This window comes from Flagellimonas ulvae (assembly GCF_049333175.1).
In the GTDB taxonomy this organism is placed as follows: Bacteria; Bacteroidota; Bacteroidia; order Flavobacteriales; family Flavobacteriaceae; genus Flagellimonas.
In genome coordinates this window covers 3507194-3531727 of the sequence record NZ_CP186325.1, presented here as the reverse complement: position 1 = coordinate 3531727, position 24534 = coordinate 3507194, and the positions used below count along the sequence as shown (strand labels likewise).

Here is a 24534-nt window from a genome sequence, read left to right as displayed (position 1 = left end):
TGTGTTTATGCTTTTATATTATTGAATTAACATATTGTCCTTACTCTTATCAAAAACGTACTCCAATACCTGGGCGTGACGTCTTTGGGAACGAACCGCACTTCCAGCTGCGGGTGCTCCATAAAATCTTCGTGAAGCCACCCTAAACTGTTTGGCTTCATCCAAATGCATCAACAAATGACCCCAAGCCCCCATGTTACGCGGTTCTTCCTGAGCCCAAACAATATCATCTGCTTTTTTATATTTTTTAATGAGCTTTCTAATTTCATCAGCAGGCAACGGGAACAACTGCTCAACACGAACCAAAGCCACGTCTTCCCTTTTCAACTTTTCTTTTTTATCCAACAAATCATAATAGAATTTACCAGTACAGAACACCAAGGTCTTAGTTTTGGCAGCAGTTGCATTGGTATCATCTATTACCATTTGAAAACTTCCATTGGCCATTTCTTCTTTGGTTGAAAGCACCTTTGGATGACGCAACAGACTCTTGGGTGTAAATACAACCAGCGGTTTTCTAAACTGCGCCTTCATTTGCCTACGTAACAAATGAAACATATTTGCCGGGGTAGTAACATCGGCCACAAACATATTGTCCTTGGCACAAAGCTGAAGATATCTTTCCATTCGGGCCGAAGAGTGTTCTGCTCCTTGACCTTCATAGCCGTGTGGCAACAACAACACCAATCCGTTCTGTAGTTTCCACTTGTCTTCTGCTGACGATAAATATTGGTCTATTATAATTTGCGCTCCATTGCTAAAATCCCCAAACTGCGCTTCCCAAATGGTCAAGGTCTTTGGACTTGCCATGGCATAGCCATAATCAAAGCCCATAACGGCATATTCTGAAAGCAACGAGTTGTAGATATGGAACTTACCGTTTTGGTTTTTCCCCAACTCATTTAATAAGGTCACTTCTTCTTCATGCATTTCTGTTTTGATCACGGCATGACGATGTGAAAATGTTCCTCGCTCCACATCCTGTCCTGTCATTCGAACATCAAATCCTTCTTCAATCAGAGAACCATAAGCCAATAATTCTCCCATGGCCCAGTCCAGTTGATTGGACTCAAAATACATTTTGTGACGCCCTTGTACCAAACGTTCCAATTTTCTAAGGAATTTTTTTTCTTCAGGAAGCACCGTGATACTTTTAGCCACCTCATCCAACTTTTTCAAATCATAGGAAGTATCCATTGGAGCCAGCATCGTATCTTCCACTACTTGTCCAAAACCTTCCCACTCGTCTTGCATGAAAGGCGTAATGACCGTTTTTTCAATTTTTCGGGAGTCGAGCAAGTCTTCTTCCAGATTCTTTTTATACTCTACCTCAAGACTTTTTACATAGTCGGCATCAATGATTCCTTCGGCCAATAATCTCTCAGCATAAATATCTCTAGGGTTCTTGTGCTTGGAAATTGATTTATATAATAGAGGTTGTGTGAACTTGGGTTCATCTCCTTCATTATGTCCATATTTTCTATACCCCAATAAATCCAAGAAAACGTCTCGCTTGTATCGCATCCGATACTCCAAAGCAAAAGTTGCTGCATGGACCACAGCCTCAGCATCATCAGCATTCACATGGAGTACGGGTGACAAAGTCACTTTGCCTACATCTGTGCAATAGGTGGATGATCTAGCATCCAAATAATTGGTGGTAAATCCAATCTGATTGTTGACCACAATGTGAATGGTGCCTCCGGTCTGATATCCATCTAATCGGGCCATCTGAACAACTTCATAAACCACACCCTGACCCGCAAAAGCCGCATCACCGTGAACCAAAATGGGGAGTACTTCTGATACATTTTCCTGATGGTCCCGGTCTTGTTTGGCCCTGGTAATACCTTCAACAATGGAGTTTACGGTTTCTAAGTGAGAAGGATTGGGCGCGATGTTCATATTGACAATTTTTCCTGAATCCGTCTCTCGTCTTGACGTCCATCCTAAGTGATATTTTACGTCTCCATCAAAGATGGTTTCTTCGTAATCTTTTCCATCAAATTCGCTGAAAATGTCTTTTGGGGATTTTCCAAAAATATTGGTCAACACATTCAACCGACCCCTGTGAGCCATTCCCATTACGAATTGCTTTACACCGGCATCAGCTGCTTTTTCAATGATAACATCCAAAGCAGGAATCAAAGTTTCCCCACCTTCCAGTGAAAATCGTTTTTGACCTACATATTTTGTATGAAGGAAGCTCTCAAAGGATACAGCTTCATTCAATTTTCTTAGTATATTCTTTTTCTCATCCGCAGAGAAACTGGGATGATTGTCATTCACATTAAGCCACTCTTGAATCCACTGAATACGCTCTGGGGTACGTATATACATGTACTCTACCCCAATGGCATCGCAATAAATACGTTCCAAATGGCCGATGATATTCTTAAGTGGACTTGGGCCAATTCCTAATATCTTTCCGGCATCAAAAGTGGTTTCCAAATCAGCTTCAGAAAGTCCAAAATTGGATAGCTCCAAAGTAGGTTCGTATTTTCTTCGTTCCCTAACTGGATTGGTCTGGGTGAACAGATGTCCTCTGGAACGATAACCATCTATAAGCTTGATAACCTGAAATTCTTTTTGAAGGGATTGTGGAACCTCTAGTTGTTGTCCATTGGAAAGTGCCAAAGTTCCATTAGAAGAAGTAAAATCCAACTCATCCAAGGAGCTTTCAAGTCCAAAATCAAATCCCTGAAAAAAAGCCCTCCAACTGGGCTCAATACTATCCGGACTTGTTAGGTATCTGTCATACAGCTCTGCAAAAAAAGAGGTGTGCGCAGCGTTTAAAAAGGAATATTTATCCATTGACCGCCTTTAACTAAAATCAATCTAAAAAATTAACACAAAAATACAATAAATCCCCATGGTTATTGAACAAACTTAGAGACAAATAAAACTTTAGGTTTCAAACCGTCGTCTTAAACTAACCTTCATCCACTCCCTTTTCAAAATTAGAAAAGAAACCGCCTCCGCCATATCGACCACATCAGTCGTTTCAATCTCCCTCACCTTATCCTCCGACACATCCACGATGTAGAGTAGATTTAAATACTCTGGAAACTGTTCCAAAATAAGACGATACACCTTTTCGTGAAGTTCGGTTTTAAGCTTTTCTGGGGATGGATTGTCTGAAATATTCAAACGGATATTGGCCAATTCAAAATCTTTTTTCAACTGGGCCACCAGCTTTTCATATAGTTCTGAACGTTTTGCTTCTTCAAGAACCTGTATGCTATCTTCATTTGGAGAGCTAGCCATTTGAGCAACAATTAAAACCAAATTGGGTTAATCCATATCACTAAGATAGGTCGGAAACATGTAAAAAGTATAAAAAAAACTCGCTAAATAGCGAGTTTTCAAATTGGTACTATGCCCTTATTTTTTGTTCCCAATCCCAAGCGGATTTCATGGCCTCATCCAAAGAGGATTGTGCTTCCCAACCTAGAACCTTGTTTGCCTTTTGCGTATCTGCATATGCTTGAATAACATCTCCAGGCCTTCTATCCGTAATTTTGTAATTTAATTTTTTACCTGAAACATGTTCAAAGCTATGAATCACTTCCAAAACAGAACTTCCCTTGCCTGTACCTAAATTAAAAACTTCATAATTCTGGTCGTTTTTGTTTTCAAGCAACCTTTGCAATGCAACAACATGAGCTTTGGCGACATCCACAACGTGAATATAGTCTCGGATACACGTTCCGTCTTCAGTTGGATAGTCATCCCCAAAAACAGAAAGTTGTTCTCTTAAACCAACACCTGTTTGAGTAATGTATGGCACCAAATTTTGAGGTACCCCAATAGGCAGTTCCCCGATTTCAACAGTAGGATGGGCTCCAATGGGATTAAAATAACGCAAGGCTATAGCCGACAAGGATGGATTGACCTTACACGTATCCTTAATGATTTCCTCTCCAACCTGCTTGGTGTTTCCATAAGGGGATTCAGCGGGTTTGACAGGTGCATTTTCTGTAATGGGCATTTCATCTGCCTGTCCGTAAACCGTGCATGAGGAACTAAAAATAAATCTTGCTCCCTCTTTTTTGGTCAATTCTTGAAGCAGATAAACCAAAACACCCAAATTGTTTTCATAATATAATAACGGGTTTTCCACACTTTCACCTACAGCTTTAGAAGCCGCAAAATGGATGACACCTTCAATATCTCCGTGTTTAGTGAAAAAATGTTGAACTGCGGATTTATCTCTAAGGTCCATCTTTTCAAAAAATGGTTTCTTGCCGCTAATGGCCACAATACCATCCAATACGTTTTCCGAAGAATTAGAAAGATTATCTACAATGACCACTTCAAAACCCTTGTTCTGAAGTTCAACTACGGTATGGGAACCTATAAATCCCAAACCACCAGTTACCAATATTTTCATAGTTATGAATTTACGAAGTTGATAACCAACTTGGTTATGAACTCTATTTGTTCATCATCCAGTTCGGTGTGCATAGGTAACGAAATAACCTCTTTGACCAGTTGATTGGTCACTCGAAAATCAGCTTCGTCATAACGCTCATCTACGTAGGCTTTTTGCTTATGTAACGGAATTGGATAATATACTCCACAAGGAACGTTGTTTTCAGAAAGATGTTGTGCTAAACCATCTCTTTTCCCGTTTAAAATTCGTACAGTATACTGATGAAATACATGACAATCACATATATCACAAATACCTTCGCACCCATTCACAGTTTTAGGAAGAATGATATGTTCTTGCACAGATAGTGCTTTTGAATACTTTCGAGCAGCTTCCCTTCGCTTGTTGTTATATTCATCAAGCTTGGGCAATTTTGTATTCAGAACCGCAGCTTGAATAGAATCCAATCTGGAATTCACGCCGATTACATCATGATGATAGCGCTTATACATCCCATGATTGACCATTCCGCGTATGATATGAGCCAAATCATCATCATTTGTAAAAATAGCTCCTCCATCTCCATAGCATCCTAGATTTTTAGATGGAAAAAAAGAAGTAGAAGCCACATGCCCTAAGGTTCCTGCCTTTTTCTTGGTGCCGTCTTTTGAAGTGTGGACAGCGCCAATACCTTGGGCATTGTCTTCAATTACATACAAATTGTGCTTTTCCGCCAATTTCAAAATGGCATCCATATCTGCACATTGACCAAAAAGATGTACGGGAACAATTGCCTTGGTTTTTGGAGTAATCGCTTTTTCAATGGCTTTTACATCAATGTTGAAGGTGTCCCTGTCAACATCAACCAAAACAGGTGTCAAATTAAGCAATGCTATCACTTCTACAGTTGCAGCAAATGTAAAATCAGCCGTGATTACCTCATCACCTGGCTTCAAACCCAAACCCATCATGCAAATCTGAAGTGCATCGGTACCATTTGCGCAGGGAATTACATGCTTTACGTCCAAGTATTCTTCCAAATTTTTTTGAAACTCATGGACTTTAGGGCCGTTGATAAAGGCCGAGGAATCCAAAACTTCGGAAATTGAGGAATTCACTTCTTCCTTAATCTCTTCATATTGACCTTTTAGGTCAACCATCTGTATTTTTTTCATGAAAACGGATTGTGCCTCAAAATTAAGAAATAAAGATGCTGTAATAACCTATGTCTGAAAGAATGTATTTTAGCAGAAAATACCCTTGCGTGCGATTGATTTATAATCTTCTTGTTTCCGTAGTTTGGTTTGCGCTTCATTTAGTTTCCTTATTCAGTGAAAAGATTCGATTGTTCGTGTCCGGAAGAAAAGAGGCTTTATCCGTGCTACAGGAGAAGATTGCGAAAGGTGACCAAGTCATTTGGATTCATGCAGCTTCTTTGGGAGAATACGAACAGGGACTTCCTGTACTGGAAAATCTAAAAACTGATTATCCCAACCATAAGATTTTATTGACCTTCTTTTCTCCCTCAGGTTATGAGATAAAGAAAAACAGTACCCCGGCAGATGTGGTGGCTTACCTCCCAATGGATTCCCATTCAAACGCGAAGCGTTTTCTTGATTTGGCACATCCTTCCATAGCCATTTTCATTAAGTATGAAATCTGGCCCAATCAATTAAAAGAACTTGAAAAAAGAAAGATTCCGGTGTTATTGATTTCCGCTTTGTTTTCTAAAAGGCAGATTTTTTTCAAGTCTTATGGTGGGTTTATGCGCAAATCCCTTAAAACTTTCAATCATTTCTTCGTCCAGGATGAAAACTCCAAAAAACTTCTTGCGTCGATTGATTTAAAAAATGTGACCGTAAGTGGTGATACCCGTTTTGATAGGGTATCTGAAATTTTGAATAGAGACAATCGGTTGGATTTTATGGATATGTTCAAGCAGAACAAAACCTGTTTTGTTGCAGGCAGCACATGGCCAGAGGACGAAAAAATTTTGATAGCGTTCATTAACTCTTGTACGGAAACCATCAAATTTGTGCTAGCACCGCACACCATGAAAACTACACAATTGGACAAATTGGTTCAAAGTATTTCCAAACCTGTGATGAAATACTCTGAGTTGGGGACACTGGATGTTTCTAAGGTTGATGTTTTAATCATAGACACAATAGGGCTGCTTACTAAAGTGTATAGCTATGCAGATATCGCCTATGTAGGTGGTGGCTTTGCCACGGGACTTCACAATACCTTGGAACCTGCAGTTTTTGGTATTCCGGTTATAATCGGTCCACAATACCAGGGATTCAAAGAGGCAAAGGAATTGGTTGAAGAAAAAGGAATTCATCCAATAGACAATAGTGATTCATTTGATAAAATCTTGTCACGATTTCTAAACGAACCTTCCTTTCTCGCAAAAACTGGACAAATAAACACTTCATATATTAAAACCAAACAGGGTGCTTCAAAACAGATAATGGAGCATATCCATTCGATTCTATAATTTTCCTTAGCTTTAAAAAAATCAACCATCCCATTATGGAACGCAAAATTTTATGGATTGCCATTATTGTGGCTCTTGCCGGATTTCTTTTTGGCTTTGACACCGTAGTCATCTCTGGAGCTGATAAAAAACTTCAAGTACTTTGGAACTCTTCAGACACATTTCATGGCGTGGTAGTTATGGGCATGGCGTTGTGGGGGACGGTTATCGGGGCTCTATTTGGTGCTATTCCCACAAATAAACTGGGCAGAAAGAAAACCTTGGTATGGATTGGCATTCTGTATTCCATTTCCGCGCTTGGTTCCGCTTTAGCAAACGACCCAATTAGTTTCGCAGTCTTCCGATTTATTGGAGGTTTGGGTGTTGGAGCTTCTACAATTGCCGCTCCATCCTACATTTCTGAAATTGCCCCTGCCAAGAACAGAGGCAAGCTGGTTGGCATGTACCAATTCAACATTGTGTTTGGCATTTTAGTAGCCTACTTATCCAACTACCTTTTAAGTGGAATTAGTGACCAAGACTGGCGATTTATGATAGGCGCTGAAGCAATTCCCGCAATTATATATACCATTTTGGTTTTTAAGGTACCTAAAAGTCCTCGCTGGTTAGTGGTACAGAACAAATTTGATGAAGCTAACCAGGTCATTCAATCCCTACAATTGGACCTTAGCTTGGATGAACTTAAAGAAGATGTCATCAATATGGTTTCTTCTGGTAGTAGCGAAACCATTTTTATGACAAAATATCGGTTGCCTTTGATTTTGGCTTTCTTGATTGCCTTTTTCAATCAATGGTCAGGAATAAACGCTTTCCTATATTATGCCCCAAGGATTTTTGAGCTTGCCGGTTTAGGCGAAAGCACTGCGTTGCTAAGCAGTATAGGTATAGGGGTTACCAATCTTGTATTTACTTTAATAGGAATTTATCTGATTGATAGATTAGGAAGAAAGCAGTTGATGTATTTTGGGTCTGTTGGCTATATCATTTCCTTAGCCTTGGTTTCTGCGGCCTTCTTTTTCAACTGGACAGGTATGGCCGTGCCCATTTTTCTATTTGTTTTTATTGCTTCGCACGCTATTGGGCAAGGAGCTGTTATTTGGGTGTTTATTTCGGAAATATTCCCAAACCATCTTAGAGGCTCAGGTCAAGCTTTTGGTTGTTCAACGCATTGGGTATTGGCTGCGTTGATTCCCTCTTTCGTTCCTTTTCTATTTGGTAAGATTGGTCCTGGAATTGTATTTGGATTTTTTGCCTTTATGATGGTCTTACAATTACTTTGGGTCTTCTTTATGATGCCAGAAACCAAAGGTATCAGTCTTGAAGAACTAGGAAAAAGCTTAAGTCGAAAGCAAACCTAATCCAATTTTTACACTACAAACGCAAAACAAGACCGTTGGTCGAATTAGGTTGCCTACACCACAATCCGTAATTGAATAATTCCGTAAATTGATGAAAATTACACTATTATGAATGATGGAATTTCTTTTGGCAACAAGTTGCTAGTGGGATTTTTGCGCCTTATGGTTTTTGTTCTTGTTGTAATACTTGTGGCAATCCCCGTTTGTATTCTGCTTGATTTTATTGGACTTCTATAGTTTTAAGGTATAACTAAAATAGAATAGCCTCTTTCTGCATAGCGTCTTCAATGACCTTTATGTAAGAATCAATGGTTTTTTCAAGTTTCACAGGCTCGGCCACGTTAATATTGCCTCTCCATACCAAAGCCCGTTCCCTTTCCAAACAAATACAATAAAGAGAAGTTTCTGCAGTATATATTTTAAAGGTATCGTAATAATTAGTGTCATAATAAACGCTCTGGTTATCTAGATAATCATTGCTGAATTGATTGTACAGATTATCTATATTCCCAATACGTCGTCTGAAGGTTTCCCTATTCTCCGAACCGATCACTTTGGTCAAAAGAATAGCATCGAAACCTTCAGCCAACAAGCGCTGCTCTACTTCATTCAAGTCAGCTTCCGTTTTTTGGGAAGTCGTGAATTCCTTGTCGAACAATTCCATACTTCTTTCTGCTTCAAAACCTTTGGCCCTCAAGGCATCCCGGAGTCTGGTTTCAAAAACTGTCCTTACTTCTTCATCCTGAGTCATACCCACTACCAACACCTTGTAGACCGCATAGGAATCCGCATCTGGGCTTTTCCAAGAGCTTACCAGTTTTGGTGAAGCGCAACCTGCAAAAAGAACTGCTACTATGGTTATGACAAAATATTTCATTTCAGGATTGTTTTGATTCTTTTAAATGTATTAATGTTTTACGAACACACCTTGTCTTTTCTCAAGTTGTCTTTTAAGATCATTGATAGTTTCGGCCATGGATTTCTCAAAATTATCCGTATTAGCTTTAGCAAACAAACGCGGCCCAGGAGCACTTAGTTCAATTTCACATACCTTGCCTTCCCCAGTTCTATCATTTTCTTCTTTAAACAGCACATTTGCCTTTATTACCCATTGGTATTTTGTTCCAAGTCTATCCAGTTTCTTTAAAAGAAGTTTACTGAGGGATTCACTTGTACTCATTTTTTGATATTGAATATTGACTACCATTTGTTATTGATTTTAAATACACTCAAAACTACGTGGGAAACAACCTAAAAGAAATGACAATTGTCAGTTTATGTGATTAGCCAAGATGGAAAGGTTGACCTGTGCTTTGTAACACGGAGAACCAAAATTCACTTTCTAGGTCTATTTTTTTTCTTTTTTGCGTCACTTGGGAAATGGGCACATACACATACTGGTTATTGACCTTGCTAACCACAAAACGTGTCTTGCCAGCCATTGCTCCATGCACCGCATGATAGGCCAACCGGCTACAATACACACTATCTCCAGAATTGGCGGGAGCACTCCTTATAATATAGCTAGGGTCAATGTATTTAATGGTCAGCGGAGTTTCACTAAAATGCTCTTTTATCTTTTCTTTCAAGAAAAGACCAATATCTTGATGTTGTACATTTCCTGAAGCGTCTTTGACCACATCCTTCTTTTCGAACAAATGTTGTCCTGCACCTTCGGCAACGACTATTACTGCATGCTTCTTTCTTAAAAGACGTTGCCGCAGCACTTCAAAAAAACCATTAGGTCCTTCCAACTGAAAATCCATCTCAGGAATCAACACGAGATTAACCACCGGCATGGCCAATGCAGCAGATGCAGCAATAAAACCACTGTCCCTGCCCATTAGCTTGATAATGGAGATACCATTGTAGGCGCCAGCGGCCTCATTATGCGCATCACGTAAAATGGATCCTGCCACATCAAAAGATGTTTCAAACCCAAAAGATTTATCTATAATATCGATGTCATTATCAATGGTTTTGGGAATTCCTACAACACCAATATCCAAACCTTGTTTTGCAATTTCTTCACCAAGGGCATCAACTCCTTTTAAAGTTCCATCTCCCCCAATGGCAAATAAGATATCTATCTTGTTTTCAGCTAAGGTATTTACCATTAATGATACATCTTGAGCACCTCTGGAAGATTCCAAAAACGTTCCTCCAAATAGATGAATGTCCTTTACCTTATCAGGAGTTAAATCTACAAAACCATGGCCCATATTGGGATTTAGACCCTCATAGCCATAAGGAACACCCAGAATTTTCTTGATACCGTAAAAATAATGCAAGGCCATTACCACACCCCGAATCACATTATTGATTCCAGGACACAAACCGCCACAAGTAACAATTGCCGCAGTGGTATTTGAAGGGTCAAAAAACAAATCCTGTCTTGGCCCTGCTTTCTCTAAACAAAGTGGCTCTACACCTTTTTTAAGGCATTGGGTGTAATTATCATTTGAAAGATTGAAAACAAATTTCTCCTCTTCTCCCACAAAATTGAAAATATTATCTCCCCTAACAGTGCTGAGCTGTAGGGGAGATTTAAATTTTGGGACACCTAAATTTCTATTTTGAAATTCCATTTTCCCTTTCAAGTGATTTTTAGATTAAAAAACTTCGTTCAAATTATGATGCGAGTCAATCAGAGGTCCACCATTAAGAATTTCTTCAGAAGACTCACTTGCGAATTTATCAAAATTTATGTGGAACGAATGTGCTAACTGAATGGCTTTACTTACATATGCCCCTTTTTGTAACCAAGTATTCATTGGATCCAACATTTCCGTTGGAACCCCTGGGCAATATTTCGGCATATACAACCCAAAGATTGGGTGTGCTTCATATTCCACTGCATCCAGATGTCCTTCCAAAATAGCGGAAATCATGGCTCGCGTATACTTCAATTTGATTCTCGAACCTACTCCGTAGGGACCACCACTCCATCCAGTGTTTATCAACCAAACATTAACCCCAGCCTCAGTCATTTTCTTACTCAACATTTCGGCGTACACCGCGGGATGCAAAGGCATAAATGGTTCACCAAAACAAGCTGAGAATGAGGGCACAGGTTCATTGATGCCCGCTTCAGTACCTGCAACTTTAGCCGTATATCCAGAAATAAAGTGATAAGCAGCCTGACCTGGTGTCAATTTGGATACCGGAGGTAAAACACCAAACGCGTCACAGGTTAAGAAAAAGATATTTTTTGGATTGGACGCATAGGAAGGGGTCTGGATGTTATCGATATGATCAATTGGATAGCTAACACGAGTGTTTTGAGTGATAGAGCTATCAAAATAGTCCACTTCTTTGGTTCCTTCTTTGAAAACCACATTTTCCAGTAGTGCTCCAGGACGAATGGCACGATAAATATCTGGTTCTTTTTCTTCGGTCAAGTCGATTACTTTTGCATAACAACCTCCTTCAAAGTTAAAGATGGTATTGTCAGCAGTCCATCCATGCTCATCATCTCCAATCAGTTTTCTATCCGGATCCGCAGAAAGGGTAGTCTTACCAGTTCCCGAAAGTCCGAAATAAATGGCGGTATCCCCATCTTTTCCTACGTTGGCAGAACAGTGCATGGGAAGTACGTTCCTATCTACGGGCAGAATTAAATTTAAAGCGGTAAAGACCCCTTTCTTCATCTCTCCAGGATATTCGGACCCCCCCACTAGCGCTATCTTTCGTGTGTAGTTCAAAATAGAGAAGTTGCCTGCAATGATTCCAAATTCAGAAGGATTTGGGCACTCATAACCAGGTGCACAAAGAACCAGCCAATCCTCATCAAAATCTTTTAATTCTTCTTCAGGAAGTCTTAAAAACATGTTTTTTATAAAGTAATTGGACCAAGGGTACTCCGTAATTGTACGTACATTGGTTCTATATTCAGGGTCGGCGCATACCGCTGCATCCCTAACATAGATTTCCTTCCCGGATAGGTATTTCACCACCTCGTTATAAAGCTTGTCAAAGTTTTCAGGAGAAATGGGTTTGTTGATGCGTCCCCACCAGATTCTGTCTTTCGTGTAATCATCCTTCACCAAAAAACGGTCTTTTGGCGACCTCCCTGTAAATTTACCAGTGTTAATACTTAATGTTCCGTTATCACTTTCCACACCCATTCCTTTTTCTAGGGTGATTTTTTGAAGGGTCTCGGCATCTAGATTCCAATGCGCCACTACATTTTCTAAACCATACTTGGTTAAATCCTTTGTTTTTTCCATAACTTGACTCATAACTATTGTATTAAAAATTAGAAGCTCCATATCCATGGAACCAAAACTATTGTTGCAATAAAAAATAGGAGCAGCAACGGACCACCTACTTTTACATAATCCATAAATTGATATCCACCAGCAGTCATTACCATCGCATTGGTGGTTGTACCTACCGGGGTTAAAAAAGCAGTGGAAGCACTTACTGCCACAGCTATCATAAAAGGCTCTGGAGACACCCCTAATGTTGTGGATGCCATTATGGCTATCGGTGCCATTAATACCGCTGTTGCCGAGTTGTTTATGGTTTGACTGAACATGGTGGTCAACAGGAAAATTCCTGCCAATAAAGCTACCGGACTCAGAGCTCCCAGTGTATCTACCAAACTAGTGGCCGCTATTTGGGCCAACCCTGTTTTTTGAAGGGCCAACCCCATAGGAATCATAGCCGCAATCATGACCACACTGGTCCAACTGATTCCCTTGTAAGCCTTTGAAATAGGAACACAACCGGTAAGCATCATAATTCCTGCACAAATTAAGGCGGCTATAGCGCCAGGAAGGATATTCAACACCAAAAGCAAAACCATCAGAATTAAAGTACCCAAGGCAATGTAACTTCGGAATGTAAGTGTATCCACATTCTTTGAAAGTGCCTCTGGACTTCCCGAAATCACAACATTTTCATATAGGGATTTCAAGTTTTCAATCTTTTTCCATTGTCCTCGAATAATAAAGGCATCCCCTGCTTCAATTTTAATTCTTCCTTTTAGGGGTTTATTATTTCTTGATGCTGCCAGAAGTTGCACTTCCATTTGATTAAGGTAGTAACCAAGGCCAATGGTTTTGCCAACTAAAATCGATTTTGGGGTAATGATCATTTCTGCCATACCCACTTCTTGGTTTATGAATTCTTTTTTAAGTGTATCCATCTCTGGTTTAAGTGGGATAATCCCTAACTGAAAGGTCTGCATCAATCTGTCAATTGCTGCTGCATCCCCTTTGACAGTGATAATATCATGATAGCGCATCTCAGTTTCCGGACCAGGCATTTCCACAAACTCTGGTATTCCTCTTAGTGGTTTGGGGTGCCTTCTTTTTAATCGCATCAATGACACATCATAAGTGCCTTCAAAATCCCAATCCTTTATCTGAGTGCCTATTAGGTTGGACATGGAACGGATTCTTAGGCGATAAATACTGTCAGCAATACTGTAATTTTCTATCCATTTATGCATCTCTTCGTCAATCGCCACCGGTTTGTTTTCAGTAGTGTGACTTGGCAAAAGCTTGTACCCGACATATCTGAAATACAGTATTGAGATAATCAACAAGGGAAGACCAATTAAACTAAACTCAAAAAAGGAAAATCCTTGAAAGCCATTCTCTACCAATGAGTTACTCACAATAATGTTTGGAGGTGTGCCTGTTAGGGTCAAAAGCCCTCCCGTATTAGAACCGAATGCTACCGGCATTAGCAATTTTGAAGGTAAACTCCCAGCACTCCATGCAGCAGCAACGGTCACAGGAAGTAAAGCTGCAACCGTACCCGTATTACTTACAAATCCGGATAACAGACTGGAACCGGTTGTGATGATTACCAAAAGTCTGGGAACATTTTTCTCAGCCCATTTTACAAAGTAACGTCCCGAAACCGCTGTCCAACCTGTCCTTGCCAATCCTTCCCCTATGATGAAAAGAGCAGCAATCATAATAACCGTTGTATTGCTAAAGCCGGATAGGGTTTCTTTAATATCCAGAATTCCGAAAAGAAATAACGAAATCATGGACATCAATGCTACCACATCAGGCGGGAATTTACCCCAAATGAAAAGTAAAATCGTAATACTCAGTATTACTAGCAGTGTGTACATAGCTCAAGATTGAATAAAATCAGTCCAAAGCCAGCACCGGTATCTCTGAATGAAGCGTGAGCAACTTGGTCAAACGACCTTCAGAGGGTGTCCCGGCCACAGAGTGATTTCTTGGTAAAATGGCCAACAAATCTATATCCTTAACATTGATATAGTTTAATATTCCTTGTTCTATATCTTCATTCTTACTGAATGAATGCTCGGTATAAAAGTGCTCCAAATAATACTCCAAAAGATTCTCGTTCCTATCCACTATGGCTTCTTCTGCATAAACCGATTCTTTATAAATGGTAAGTACATGAACTTTAGAATTGAAAGTCCTTGCTATTGTCAATAGCATGTTTAGAACCTCTTTGTCTTCTATTTCGTCTTTGCCCATAACCAATGCCATTTGTTTGGGTTGTTTGATTTCACACCCGTAAGGAACGGATATTACCGGGCAGTTGGCTTCTAAAACAAGCCGTGAGGTATGGGTAATGGCCTCATCTGTGGTTTTATCCCCCATCGTACCCATAATAATCAAGTCGGCTTTTTGATTGATTTGGGTGATTAATATGGTTTCAATGACATTTCCTGAAACGCTGTTAAAGACAGGTTCTTTTTTGGTCTTCACATTAAATGAACCCAAGACTTTCCTGAAATTCTCTTTTAACTCTTTTTCTTCGCTTTCCGTCGAAGGAATTACCCCAACATAAAGAGCAATGATATCGGTATCCCTATTGGGACCTACAAAGTTCATGGTATACTCCAGGGCATTCACAGAAGCTTCAGAGAAATCAAAGGGAATCAGAATTTTATTAATAGCACTCATACCTAATAGTTTTAATTATCACATCAAATGTAGAATTGCCCTTCGACCTAAAATATGACAGAAATCAGGTTTAGGTTTATCCCTTATAAGGTAAGCCATTTTTTAGCGATTTTCTATTCGTTATGTCATTTTTTTAATCCTAATATTGGCTACCTTTAAGACATAAACAATCTACAACTTTGTACCATGGACATCGTTATTGGCATTGATATAGGAGGCACCAAAACCAAAATAGGTTTGGTAAATAAAGAAGGGGAATGCCTTGAAAAAACCTTTTTCCGTACCAGAGAGTACCCAAATTTGGATGACTACCTCAACAAACTAAAAGAGACTTCAGAAAATCTTTTAGAAGGTATCAATATACCATTGAACCTTTTGGGATGTGGTATTGGCGCCCCGAATGCTTCAAGTAAAAATGGTACGATAGAAAGTGCAAGTAATCTTCTTTGGAAAGGCAGTGTTCCCTTTCTTGAAAAATTCCAAGAAAAAATGCCCATGCCCATGCGTATTATGAACGATGCCAGTGCGGCCGCTTTGGGTGAAATGCTTTTTGGCAGCGCAAAAGACATGACAGACTTTATAGCCATTACTTTGGGTACTGGTTTCGGCGCAGGTATTGTGGCCAATGGAAAATTGATTGATGGTTTTGATGGTTTTGCTGGAGAATTGGGCCATGTGGATATGACCATGGGAGATGGAAGATTAACAGGACTTGGTGTAAAAGGAGGGTTGGAAGCCTATGTTTCAGCCACAGGATTGAAAAGAACCATTCTACATATGCAGGCCAAATATCTTGTAGATAGCAGGTTTAGAAGCATTGCGTTTAATGACCTTCATGGAGAGGATATTACCAAAGCTGCAGAAGAAGGAGATGAGATTGCTTTAATGGCCTTTGACTACACCGCCAAAATAATGGCACAAGCTCTTGCCAATTTTACCGCATTCACACAACCGGAAGCATTTATTCTAATGGGTGGACTTACCAATAGCGGTAAATGGATAATGGAACCTTTGGAGCGATATTTCAATGAATTCCTTTTGGATGTATATAAAGGAAAGGTAAAACTAATGCATTCCGGCATGCAAGGTAAAACCGCTGCAATTTGTGGCGCTGCGGCCCTTATCTGGGAAAATCAAATACATTAAATACCCTTTATCTGAAAAAAGATAGATATACCATCTCTTTGAATACCTGACAGTTATCATATTTTTTTCCATTCGGCGTCTCTAAATTTATCTCAATTAAATAGTAAACGTCATGAAACCAAAAAAGAATCCCAATGCAGAAATTGGCAGAAATAGCAGTCTCTATTTCATGATAGGCCTAACTTCAATTTTGTTCGTTACTTGGCAAGCACTTGAAGTAAAAGTATATGATAAGGAAACCGAAGTCCTAGATGTTGTTGAGGTTATGGACAATCTTGATGAAGAAGTTCCTGTGACCAAAAATGTCATCACCGCCCCTCCTCCACCTCCACCTTCCGCCCCAGACGTTATAGAAATTGTTGAGGATATGGAAGATGTTGAGGAAACCATTATAGAAAGTACGGAAAGTAGTCAAGACCTTTACATTGAAGATGCCATAGTAAAAGTTGACGATGTTGAGGTGGGAGAAGAGGAAGAAGAAATATCCATTCCTTTTGCCATTATTGAAAATGCTCCTGTATATCCTGGCTGTGATACTTGTCCAACTGAACAAGAACGAAGGGAATGTTTTAATCAGAAAATTCAGGAACACATCAAAAAGAACCTAAAATATCCAGTTTCAGCACTAGAAATGAGGATATCAGGTCGTGTGTTCATAAAATTTGATATTGACTCAAAGGGAAGGGTAACCAATATCCAAAAAAGAGGTCCTGACCGTTTATTGGAAGATGAAGCGGTACGTCTTATCGCCGCTTTGCCCACCATGAAACCGGGAATGCAAAGAGGAAAGGCTACTAAAATCTCTTATGCCATACCTATAAACTTTATGATAAAGTAGTTGTTGGAAGGCCTACTGATAATTGTCATGTTTTCTAAAACCACACAGGACTATTTTAGCCCAAGAAATTAAAATTTATGTGCAATCTAATTCAAAAATACAACGTACCCGGGCCTAGGTATACCAGTTACCCCACAGTACCTTATTGGGACTTGGAAAGTTTTTCTGGGAAACTTTGGAAATCTACTGTGACCAAGGTATACGAGGAGAATAAAGATGAAGGTATAAGTCTATACATACATCTCCCATTTTGTGAAAGTATGTGTACTTTTTGTGGTTGCCATAAAAGAATCACCAAAAGGCATGATCTAGAATTGCCATACATAAAAGCCGTACTCAGAGAATGGGAGCTTTATGTAAATCTTTTGGGGGAGCGACCAAAAATTAAAGAACTACATCTGGGTGGAGGAACACCCACATTTTTCTCTCCTGAGAATCTTAAAACATTGATTTTAGGAATTCTCAGAAAAGGAAAAAAAGCCCAAGATGCTGAGTTTAGCTTTGAAGGACATCCAAACAACACTACCAAAGCGCACCTACAGGCTCTTTTCAACGTGGGGTTCAAAAGAGTCTGTTTTGGCGTGCAAGATTGTAATGAAACCGTTCAGAAAGCCATCAATAGAGTTCAGCCCTTTGAGCATGTGAAAAGAGTAACGGAATGGGCCAGGGAAATAGGATATACTTCGGTTGGTCATGATATTATCTACGGACTTCCTTTTCAAACTTTGGAAGATGTGGAACAAACCGTTTTGAAAACCCAAGAGTTGAAGCCTGACAGAATTGCCTTCTATAGTTATGCCCATGTTCCTTGGATGAAAGGAAATGGGCAACGAGGCTATAAAGATGAAGATCTTCCCAGTGGCCGAGAAAAAAGAGCCCAATATGAAATGGGCAAAAAAATGCTCACTGATTTTGGGTATAGTGATGTGGGGATGGATCATTTTGCCTTACCTACAGATAACCTTCACCAGGCTATGGTTCAAGGAAAACTGCACAGAAACTTTATGGGCTATACTCCCTCCAAAACCAACCTGATGATTGGCTTGGGAGTTTCTAGTATCAGCGATAGCTGGTATGGTTTTGCACAAAATGTGAAGAGTTTGGAAGAATATCAAAATTTAACATCACATGGACTTTTACCCATTTTTAGGGGTCATATACTTAATACTGAAGATGAAATCATACGAAAACACATTCTCGATTTAATGTGTAGGTATGAAACTAGTTTAAATCCCCATGAAAATACTTTGGAAGCTTATGACCAAATCAAACAAAACCTGACCGAAATGATTAATGATGGTTTGGTGGATGTGCAATCCAATACAATAAAAGTAACCGAAAAGGGAAGGCCTTACATAAGAAATATTTGTATGGCATTTGACCTAAAACTATACAGAAAAAAACCGGAAACACGATTGTTTTCGATGACCGTTTAATTTAAAAAACCATAAAAATGAAAGGTATAATTGTCCCAGTCGATTTTTCAGAACAATCCGAAAATGCACTACAAGTAGCTGCTTCTTTGGCCCAAAAACATGATGCCGAACTTTATGTGCTTCATATGTTGGAACTCTCTCCGTCCATTATGAGTGAGTCCGGATACATAGCACAAGAGCAAGTGGTACATCTAATTAAAATTGGCGAAAAACGATTCAATGATTTCTTGGACAAACCCTATTTAAAAGGTATCAAAATCGTTCCAATAATCAAACACTACAAGGTATTCCAAGAGGTGAGCGAAATCGCTGAAAAACATGATATAGATTTAATTGTAATGGGGTCACACGGAACCGATGGCTTAAAAGAAATATTCATTGGCTCCAACACAGAACGTGTGGTAAGAACTTCGGATATCCCAGTCTTAGTGGTTAAGGGCGAAATAAAGCATTTTGAGCTGAACAATTTTGTTTTTGCTTGCGATTTCAAGGAAGAAAGTATCCCGGCATTAAAAAAAGCCAAACAAATGGCAGAGCTTTTCGATGCTGAATTGAAGTTGATATACATAAATACGCCTGGAGACGAATTCTTGAGCACGGAAGATATATACAACCGAATTTCCAAGTTCTTGAACCTCGCCAAGGAAGGCCTCGAAGTAGAAATTTATAACGACTATTCTGTTGAAAAAGGCATATTGAACTTTAGTGAAACTGTTGGTGCCGATTTAATTGGCATACCCACACATGGAAGAAGAGGTCTTACCCACTTCTTCATGGGAAGCATTGGGGAAGATGTGGCCAACCACTCCAATATCCCAGTTATCACATTCAAAATCTAATGGTTGGACTTTTTTTTGGTTGGTTAGTTTAATATTTAAGTAGTAGTTCAACAAAAAAGGGGGGCAATTGCCTCCCTTTTACATTTTACCCTCCATTATTAAAACGTTGGTAAGCGGCCTCTTCAAGTTCTTGTCTAAAATCTGGATGTGCTATAGAAATCAGGGCTTTAGCTCGTTGCATGAGATTCATTCCGTATAAATTGACCACGCCATACTCCGTAGCTACATAATGAACGTGTGCCCTTGTTGTTGTCACTCCGGCACCTTCCTTTAAAAAAGGAACTATTTTGGAAACTCCCTTATTGGTGGTCGATGGCATGGCAAAAATGGGTTTCCCCCCTATTGATAAAGAAGCACCACGGATGAAATCCATTTGCCCCCCTACTCCAGAAAACTGTTTACCACCTATGGTATCCGCACAAACTTGACCTGTCAAATCGATTTCAATAGCGCTGTTGATTGCTGTTACTTTAGGATTTCTTCGAATTCGGGCGGTATCATTTGTATAGCCTGAATCCCTGAAATCACAAATGGGATTGTCATCAATAAAATCATATAATCTCTGTGAACCCACCGCAAAGCAACTTACAATTTTACCCATTTTTATCTTTTTCTCAGCACCGTTGATTACTCCGCTCTCAATCAGGGGCAATACACCGTCCGAAAACATTTCTGTGTGAATCCCTAAATTCTTGTGATTTCCTAGATTGGAAAGTACAGCGTTGGGAATATTTCCAATGCCCATCTGCAAGGTTGCACCATCTTCGATTAATGAAGCCACATTCAGTCCAATCTTATTTTCGATTTCAGATAGTTCTCCTGTTTCATGTTGATGAATAGGTCTGTCAACTTCAGTCGCAGCAGCAATTTCGTCAACATGAATAATTCCCGTACCATGGGTTCGAGGGACCTGAGGATTAATTTGTGCTATTATCTTTTTAGCGGTTCTTATAGCCGGCAAAGCAACATCCACGGAAACACCCAGAGAGCAAAACCCATGTTTATCAGGACTAGAAACCTGAACAATGGCTACATCTAAAGGCAAAATATTGTTCTTGAAAAGCCAAGGTATCTCACTCAAAAAAATAGGTATATAACCGGCACTTGGAGTGTTCACTGCTTTTCGGACATTACCTCCCACAAAACATGAGTTTAATGTGAAAGCATTGCAATACGGTTCCTCTACGTATTTGGCAGAGCCCTCGGTATGTATTGAGATAAGCTCTACATTTTTTAGTTCGTTGTACCTTTCACAAAGTCCGTCAATAAGTTCATTTGGGGTCATGGCTGCACCTTGTAGGAATACGCGGTCTCCTGATTTCACCTCTTTTACCACTTCTTCTACTGAAGTAATTTTCATAGTTAAATTCGTTTATGGTTGATGACATTCGATTTTTGCAGTTGCCATGTTATTTTGAGAAACTTTTGGGGATAGATAAGGTATACCCAATCCCAAACCTCGAACTATAAACAACACACCAACTAGTACCACAAAAATAGGGATGGCTTTTTTAACTTTTGCCTTGATAGGTCCTTTTAACCACCTGCTGGAAAAAACCACCATTGTCATCAATGGAATGGTCCCTGCACCAAACAGAACCATGTAGAGGCCCGCTTGAAGCTCGTTCCCCATGGCAACTGCTCCAAGAGTGGCCATATAGACCAGACCGCAAGGTAGAAATCCGTTTAAAAAGCCTATTGTTAAAAAAGTATCTGTCGATTTTTTCTTAAGTTCCGCTCCCAATTTGGATTTTACTTTCCCTATGAGTCGGTAAATGGGTGCCGCCAATCTATTTGCTTTGGCACCACTCCTTGGCCATAATACCAAGATTACCATAATGGCGCCGACTATAATGGATAACTTTTGCTGGATTCCAAAAAGGGCTAAACCTTTCCCCAAAAAACCAAAAAGTAATCCAATAATGCCATATGCCAAGAGCCTTCCCCCATGGTAAAGGGTAAGTTGGCCCGCTTTACGCAGATTGTTTTCTTTATCCACCGGAAGTAAAAAGGCTATTGGTCCGCACATGCCCAAACAGTGCAGGCTTCCCAAAAAACCAAAGACAAAGGCGGTAAGAATCAACATTTAATACGTGAGTTTTTCTTTATGTAAAAAAACCTGTTTCTTGTAGTTCCAAGATACAGTAATGTCCCAGCGACCGTCCACCAAGCGATTGTCAGGTATGAGCAAATGTGTATTGGATAAACTTATGGGAAAGTCAAAATCCAAGTGCTTGTTAGACGGTCTATATAGGGACACTTTACCTGATATGTTTTTGAAGTCAAACTGCTTTGGAAACTCAACGATCAAACCTTCATTGGTTTTTTTGACCTTTAGTTTTGCCTCGTTATTTAAAGCCGAATTTGCGGCGTCAATCTCCTTTTGATACGCCAATTCTCTTTTGTAATAGTCTTTTGTAACCAAGTCGTGATTGGCCTGATCATCCATGCTCATCCTTATCACAAAATAGAGGATGAACCCAATGAATGCGATAAAAGCGATGACTATTCCTGTTCCCCAGTTTATTTTCATACCCATATATTTTAATTATAGCTCCTAGGTGCCAGAAATTGGGTAATTGTTGTCTCAATGAGTTCTTCACCACTGTACACCCCAATTTTCAATCGGTCCTTGTCGCCATTTAATGCTGAATTATTAATTTCTATAAAAAGTGTGCCTTCAGCCAATTCTTCAGCAGGCACTTTAAAGCTGTCTTGAGATACCATTTTGATTGTTCCCTTATGGGACAATAGTTTAAAACTAACATCGGCAATATCCTTGGTGGTCTTGTTCACTAACTTATAGGTATATACATTGCTGATGATGTTATCTGCTTTTCTTTCGTACAACTGCCCTGGAAGTCTCAAAATGTTGGCCTCGAGTTCATTTCTAAGGAAAAGCATTCCTATTAGTACAGATATCAAAATTCCAAGTACAGCTGTATAGCCTTTCATTCTTGGAGTGAATCTGAACTTCTCTTTTTTGGTTATTTCATTTTCACTGGCATATCGGATAAGTCCTCTAGGTTTACTGATGCTATCCATAATATGATCACACTCGTTCGATACATGCAGTACAATTCACGCACTCCAACTGGGTTCCATTTCGAATATCAATTCCGGTCGGGCACACATTTACACATTGGAAACAGTCTATGCAGTCCCCATACCCCAAGGCATCGCGGTCTTCATTTTTTCTGAATTTTTTACGCCCATTTTCAGCTTCGCCTCTTTCATGGTCATAGGCTACAACTATGGATTTATCATCCAAAAGGACTCCTTGAAGTCTCCCATAAGGGCATGCAATAATGCAGACCTGCTCTCTAAACCAAGCAAACACAAAGTAAAAGACCCCGGTAAAAATCAAGAGTGGAACCATGGTGCTCAAATGAGCCATTGGACCATCTGTGACATATTGAATAAGTCTATCACTTCCAATTAAATAGGCCAGGAAAATATTGGCAATCAGGAAAGAAATGATGAAAAAGACGCTCCATTTCAGCACTCTTTTTCTAATTTTTTTTCCGTTCCAAGGCGATTTAGCTAAACGCATTTGGGCACCTCTATCCCCGTCTATCCAATATTCAATCCTACGGAAGACCATTTCCATAAAAATGGTTTGAGGACACATCCATCCGCAGAAAATACGACCGTAAGCTACTGTAAAGAGAGCCACAAAAATCACTCCCGCAATCATTGAGATTACCACCAAATGAAAGTCTTGTGGCCAGAAAGGAAAGCCAAAAATATTGAATCGCCTTTCGAGTACATTGAACATCAAAAACTGATGTCCATTTATTTTGATAAAAGGAGCGGCAAAAAGGAAGAACAGTAGGGTGTAGCTTACATATTTTCTATAATCATAAAACCTCCCTTTAGGCTTTTTAGGATATATCCATGCCCTCTTCCCTTCTTCCGTAATCGTTCCTATGGAATCCCTAAAGTTTTCTTCCATTTCTTATTTCTATTTCCAGCAATTGGATAAATCGTACTTAAAGCTTTCCTACTCCAAACTCACATCCACAGAATCAACCACTTGTTCTGGTAACTCTGTTTCTGTTTCTTCTGCATCTGGGTCTACCCATATGTCTCCCTCTGGTGCTTTTGGATTGGCGGGTGTAGTACCACCTAATGTTAAAATGTAACTGGCTACCTGAGCCATTTCTACGGGTTTTAGACTTTGTTTCCAGGCTACCATTCCTTTACCGTCTCTACCTCCTTCGGAAATCGTGTTGAAGACATTTTTAATTCCTCCACCCAATATCCAATTTTGGTCTGTAAGGTTGGGGCCAATTCCACCACCACCATCAGCCATGTGGCAGACTACACAATTGGTTGTGAATATTTTCTCTCCCGCATTTAAATCGGATGCATCTGCTAAAAATTCAACCGTATTTACATCCACCAGATTTTTGGCTGTCTTTTTGTATTCTTCAATTTCAATTTTTGCAGCAGCTACCTCCTGCTCATATTCCAAGGCTTGGTCATAATCCCCGGCAATATGGAACCTGATAAGGTAAATGACCCCAAAGATGATTGTTGCGTAGAACATATATACCCACCACGGCGGGAGTACATTGTCCAATTCCCGAATACCATCGTAGTTATGGTCCATGATGATTTCTTGCTCTCTTTCAATGGCACGGCTACGCGTCAATCTTTTATATATTTTATTAGCCCATGTCCATTCCCTTTTCTTATTTTTTGAAAGAAGGTAACGTTCCTTTGCTTCTTCAGAAAGGGTTTGGAACATTACATTCTCTATAGACTTCAAAATAAGTTCGATGGCAATAAGAATCATTAATACCATCAGCATAAAAAACTGGGTAATGGGATATTCTATAATGGCCGGTTTATCTCCGGAGTCGATGAAATACTCCATCAATCCGAAAATCAAAAAGAATAAGACCGGAATGCGAATCCACCAAGGTGTTCTAGTACTCATAGTTTTATGGTTTGTTGTTGTAATCGTTATCTAATGGCAATTCTCCCATTTCTTTAATATGCTCTTTTGATGCAGTTGCTACCCACCAGAACAATAGAACAAAGAAGATGAAGAATATAAGCAAGGATACCATAGGGTAATTAGCGATTCCCTCGATACTATCCATATGATTTTTTACGTATTTCAGCATGA

At 39.6% G+C, this 24534-nt stretch carries 21 protein-coding genes and 1 pseudogene; 6 read left to right on the top strand and 16 right to left on the bottom strand.

The annotated features are described in order from the left end of the window. Positions 1-18: 18 nt before the first annotated feature. The 4 genes from ACOKFD_RS16510 to ACOKFD_RS16495 all read right to left on the bottom strand — a co-directional run bounded on the left by ACOKFD_RS16510 (position 19) and on the right by ACOKFD_RS16495 (position 5550). A complete protein-coding gene (locus tag ACOKFD_RS16510) occupies positions 19-2814 on the bottom strand; it encodes a 2-oxoglutarate dehydrogenase E1 component (protein WP_422858930.1) in 2796 nt (931 codons plus the stop codon). Positions 2815-2907: 93 nt separating this feature from the next. Next, a complete protein-coding gene (locus tag ACOKFD_RS16505) occupies positions 2908-3267 on the bottom strand; it encodes a hypothetical protein (RefSeq protein WP_422858929.1) in 360 nt (119 codons plus the stop codon). A 109-nt stretch (positions 3268-3376) separates the two neighbouring features. After that, entirely contained in the window at positions 3377-4393 is a 1017-nt protein-coding gene (gene galE / locus ACOKFD_RS16500) for a UDP-glucose 4-epimerase GalE (protein ID WP_422858928.1), read from the bottom strand. Positions 4394-4395: 2 nt separating this feature from the next. Further along, a complete protein-coding gene (locus ACOKFD_RS16495) occupies positions 4396-5550 on the bottom strand; it encodes a DegT/DnrJ/EryC1/StrS family aminotransferase (protein ID WP_422858927.1) in 1155 nt (384 codons plus the stop codon). A gap of 50 nt (positions 5551-5600) precedes the next feature. On the opposite strand from ACOKFD_RS16495, the gene ACOKFD_RS16490 reads away from it, so the two are divergent. Together ACOKFD_RS16490 and ACOKFD_RS16485 are read left to right on the top strand one after the other, a co-directional pair. Further along, complete coding sequence (locus ACOKFD_RS16490) at positions 5601-6875, top strand: 3-deoxy-D-manno-octulosonic acid transferase (protein WP_422858926.1); 1275 nt, start codon at positions 5601-5603, stop codon at positions 6873-6875. A 35-nt stretch (positions 6876-6910) separates the two neighbouring features. Next, entirely contained in the window at positions 6911-8233 is a 1323-nt protein-coding gene (locus tag ACOKFD_RS16485; RefSeq protein WP_422858925.1) for a sugar porter family MFS transporter, read from the top strand. A gap of 250 nt (positions 8234-8483) precedes the next feature. Here the strand turns inward: ACOKFD_RS16485 and ACOKFD_RS16480 are convergent, their stop codons facing one another. The 6 genes from ACOKFD_RS16480 to ACOKFD_RS16455 all read right to left on the bottom strand — a co-directional run bounded on the left by ACOKFD_RS16480 (position 8484) and on the right by ACOKFD_RS16455 (position 15138). Beyond that, positions 8484-9110 (bottom strand): hypothetical protein, encoded by a 627-nt coding sequence (locus ACOKFD_RS16480; protein WP_422858924.1) that lies wholly within the window; start codon positions 9108-9110, stop codon positions 8484-8486. Positions 9111-9140: 30 nt separating this feature from the next. Further along, complete coding sequence (locus tag ACOKFD_RS16475) at positions 9141-9440, bottom strand: HPF/RaiA family ribosome-associated protein (RefSeq protein WP_298994567.1); 300 nt, start codon at positions 9438-9440, stop codon at positions 9141-9143. Positions 9441-9516: 76 nt separating this feature from the next. Continuing rightward, the gene (locus tag ACOKFD_RS16470) at positions 9517-10821 is read right to left on the bottom strand and encodes an ATP-dependent 6-phosphofructokinase (protein WP_422858923.1); all 1305 of its coding nucleotides are present in this window, start codon (positions 10819-10821) and stop codon (positions 9517-9519) included. 24 nt (positions 10822-10845) lie between these two features. Beyond that, on the bottom strand, positions 10846-12474 hold the full coding sequence (pckA, locus tag ACOKFD_RS16465; RefSeq protein ID WP_422858922.1) for a phosphoenolpyruvate carboxykinase (ATP): 1629 nt from the start codon (positions 12472-12474) through the stop codon (positions 10846-10848). 17 nt (positions 12475-12491) lie between these two features. After that, complete coding sequence (locus ACOKFD_RS16460; RefSeq protein WP_422858921.1) at positions 12492-14327, bottom strand: SLC13 family permease; 1836 nt, start codon at positions 14325-14327, stop codon at positions 12492-12494. A 19-nt stretch (positions 14328-14346) separates the two neighbouring features. After that, positions 14347-15138, bottom strand: coding sequence for a universal stress protein (locus tag ACOKFD_RS16455; protein ID WP_422858920.1), 792 nt, complete (start codon positions 15136-15138; stop codon positions 14347-14349). A 186-nt stretch (positions 15139-15324) separates the two neighbouring features. Here ACOKFD_RS16455 and ACOKFD_RS16450 point away from each other — a divergent pair, with 186 nt between their 5' ends. The 4 genes from ACOKFD_RS16450 (at position 15325) to ACOKFD_RS16435 (ending at position 19397) form a co-directional block, all read left to right on the top strand. Beyond that, entirely contained in the window at positions 15325-16284 is a 960-nt protein-coding gene (locus ACOKFD_RS16450) for an ROK family protein (protein WP_422858919.1), read from the top strand. Between the two features lie 112 nt (positions 16285-16396). Then, positions 16397-17122, top strand: a complete 726-nt coding sequence (locus tag ACOKFD_RS16445) for an energy transducer TonB (RefSeq protein ID WP_422858918.1) — start codon at positions 16397-16399, stop codon at positions 17120-17122. A gap of 77 nt (positions 17123-17199) precedes the next feature. Then, positions 17200-18558, top strand: coding sequence for an oxygen-independent coproporphyrinogen III oxidase (gene hemN, locus ACOKFD_RS16440; protein WP_422858917.1), 1359 nt, complete (start codon positions 17200-17202; stop codon positions 18556-18558). A 17-nt stretch (positions 18559-18575) separates the two neighbouring features. After that, positions 18576-19397 carry a universal stress protein gene (locus ACOKFD_RS16435; RefSeq protein ID WP_422858916.1) on the top strand — a complete coding sequence of 274 codons (822 nt, stop codon included), beginning with the start codon at positions 18576-18578 and terminating at the stop codon, positions 19395-19397. Between the two features lie 85 nt (positions 19398-19482). Here ACOKFD_RS16435 and ACOKFD_RS16430 read toward each other — a convergent pair whose 3' ends face one another. From ACOKFD_RS16430 to ACOKFD_RS16405, 6 genes and pseudogenes are all read right to left on the bottom strand, one after another. Continuing rightward, positions 19483-20757 carry an acetyl-CoA hydrolase/transferase C-terminal domain-containing protein gene (locus ACOKFD_RS16430; protein ID WP_298994587.1) on the bottom strand — a complete coding sequence of 425 codons (1275 nt, stop codon included), beginning with the start codon at positions 20755-20757 and terminating at the stop codon, positions 19483-19485. A 12-nt stretch (positions 20758-20769) separates the two neighbouring features. Next, the gene (locus ACOKFD_RS16425; RefSeq protein ID WP_422861029.1) at positions 20770-21480 is read right to left on the bottom strand and encodes a sulfite exporter TauE/SafE family protein; all 711 of its coding nucleotides are present in this window, start codon (positions 21478-21480) and stop codon (positions 20770-20772) included. A 3-nt stretch (positions 21481-21483) separates the two neighbouring features. Further along, positions 21484-21930: a FixH family protein gene (locus ACOKFD_RS16420; protein ID WP_422858915.1), complete on the bottom strand. Its 447-nt coding sequence runs from the start codon at positions 21928-21930 to the stop codon at positions 21484-21486. A gap of 11 nt (positions 21931-21941) precedes the next feature. Continuing rightward, positions 21942-23352 (bottom strand): annotated as a pseudogene (gene ccoG / locus ACOKFD_RS16415) (cytochrome c oxidase accessory protein CcoG). A gap of 48 nt (positions 23353-23400) precedes the next feature. Beyond that, positions 23401-24342, bottom strand: a complete 942-nt coding sequence (locus tag ACOKFD_RS16410; protein ID WP_422858914.1) for a cbb3-type cytochrome c oxidase N-terminal domain-containing protein — start codon at positions 24340-24342, stop codon at positions 23401-23403. 4 nt (positions 24343-24346) lie between these two features. Further along, positions 24347-24532, bottom strand: coding sequence for a CcoQ/FixQ family Cbb3-type cytochrome c oxidase assembly chaperone (locus tag ACOKFD_RS16405; protein ID WP_298994597.1), 186 nt, complete (start codon positions 24530-24532; stop codon positions 24347-24349). Positions 24533-24534 lie beyond the last annotated feature (2 nt).

What these genes read in the sequence shown, in the direction of transcription:
- ACOKFD_RS16460 (WP_422858921.1), bottom strand. Translation starts at nt 14,327, where the DNA reads ATGTACACACTGCTAGTAATACTGAGTATTACGATTTTACTTTTCATT.
- ACOKFD_RS16490 (WP_422858926.1), top strand. Translation starts at nt 5,601, where the DNA reads ATGTCTGAAAGAATGTATTTTAGCAGAAAATACCCTTGCGTGCGATTG.
- ACOKFD_RS16480 (WP_422858924.1), bottom strand. Translation starts at nt 9,110, where the DNA reads ATGAAATATTTTGTCATAACCATAGTAGCAGTTCTTTTTGCAGGTTGC.
- ACOKFD_RS16495 (WP_422858927.1), bottom strand. Translation starts at nt 5,550, where the DNA reads ATGAAAAAAATACAGATGGTTGACCTAAAAGGTCAATATGAAGAGATT.
- hemN (WP_422858917.1), top strand. Translation starts at nt 17,200, where the DNA reads ATGTGCAATCTAATTCAAAAATACAACGTACCCGGGCCTAGGTATACC.
- ACOKFD_RS16435 (WP_422858916.1), top strand. Translation starts at nt 18,576, where the DNA reads ATGAAAGGTATAATTGTCCCAGTCGATTTTTCAGAACAATCCGAAAAT.
- ACOKFD_RS16445 (WP_422858918.1), top strand. Translation starts at nt 16,397, where the DNA reads ATGAAACCAAAAAAGAATCCCAATGCAGAAATTGGCAGAAATAGCAGT.
- ACOKFD_RS16485 (WP_422858925.1), top strand. Translation starts at nt 6,911, where the DNA reads ATGGAACGCAAAATTTTATGGATTGCCATTATTGTGGCTCTTGCCGGA.
- ACOKFD_RS16430 (WP_298994587.1), bottom strand. Translation starts at nt 20,757, where the DNA reads ATGAAAATTACTTCAGTAGAAGAAGTGGTAAAAGAGGTGAAATCAGGA.
- pckA (WP_422858922.1), bottom strand. Translation starts at nt 12,474, where the DNA reads ATGAGTCAAGTTATGGAAAAAACAAAGGATTTAACCAAGTATGGTTTA.
- ACOKFD_RS16455 (WP_422858920.1), bottom strand. Translation starts at nt 15,138, where the DNA reads ATGAGTGCTATTAATAAAATTCTGATTCCCTTTGATTTCTCTGAAGCT.
- ACOKFD_RS16510 (WP_422858930.1), bottom strand. Translation starts at nt 2,814, where the DNA reads ATGGATAAATATTCCTTTTTAAACGCTGCGCACACCTCTTTTTTTGCA.
- ACOKFD_RS16475 (WP_298994567.1), bottom strand. Translation starts at nt 9,440, where the DNA reads ATGGTAGTCAATATTCAATATCAAAAAATGAGTACAAGTGAATCCCTC.
- ACOKFD_RS16505 (WP_422858929.1), bottom strand. Translation starts at nt 3,267, where the DNA reads ATGGCTAGCTCTCCAAATGAAGATAGCATACAGGTTCTTGAAGAAGCA.
- ACOKFD_RS16470 (WP_422858923.1), bottom strand. Translation starts at nt 10,821, where the DNA reads ATGGAATTTCAAAATAGAAATTTAGGTGTCCCAAAATTTAAATCTCCC.
- galE (WP_422858928.1), bottom strand. Translation starts at nt 4,393, where the DNA reads ATGAAAATATTGGTAACTGGTGGTTTGGGATTTATAGGTTCCCATACC.
- ACOKFD_RS16450 (WP_422858919.1), top strand. Translation starts at nt 15,325, where the DNA reads ATGGACATCGTTATTGGCATTGATATAGGAGGCACCAAAACCAAAATA.
- ACOKFD_RS16410 (WP_422858914.1), bottom strand. Translation starts at nt 24,342, where the DNA reads ATGAGTACTAGAACACCTTGGTGGATTCGCATTCCGGTCTTATTCTTT.
- ACOKFD_RS16405 (WP_298994597.1), bottom strand. Translation starts at nt 24,532, where the DNA reads ATGCTGAAATACGTAAAAAATCATATGGATAGTATCGAGGGAATCGCT.
- ACOKFD_RS16420 (WP_422858915.1), bottom strand. Translation starts at nt 21,930, where the DNA reads ATGAAAATAAACTGGGGAACAGGAATAGTCATCGCTTTTATCGCATTC.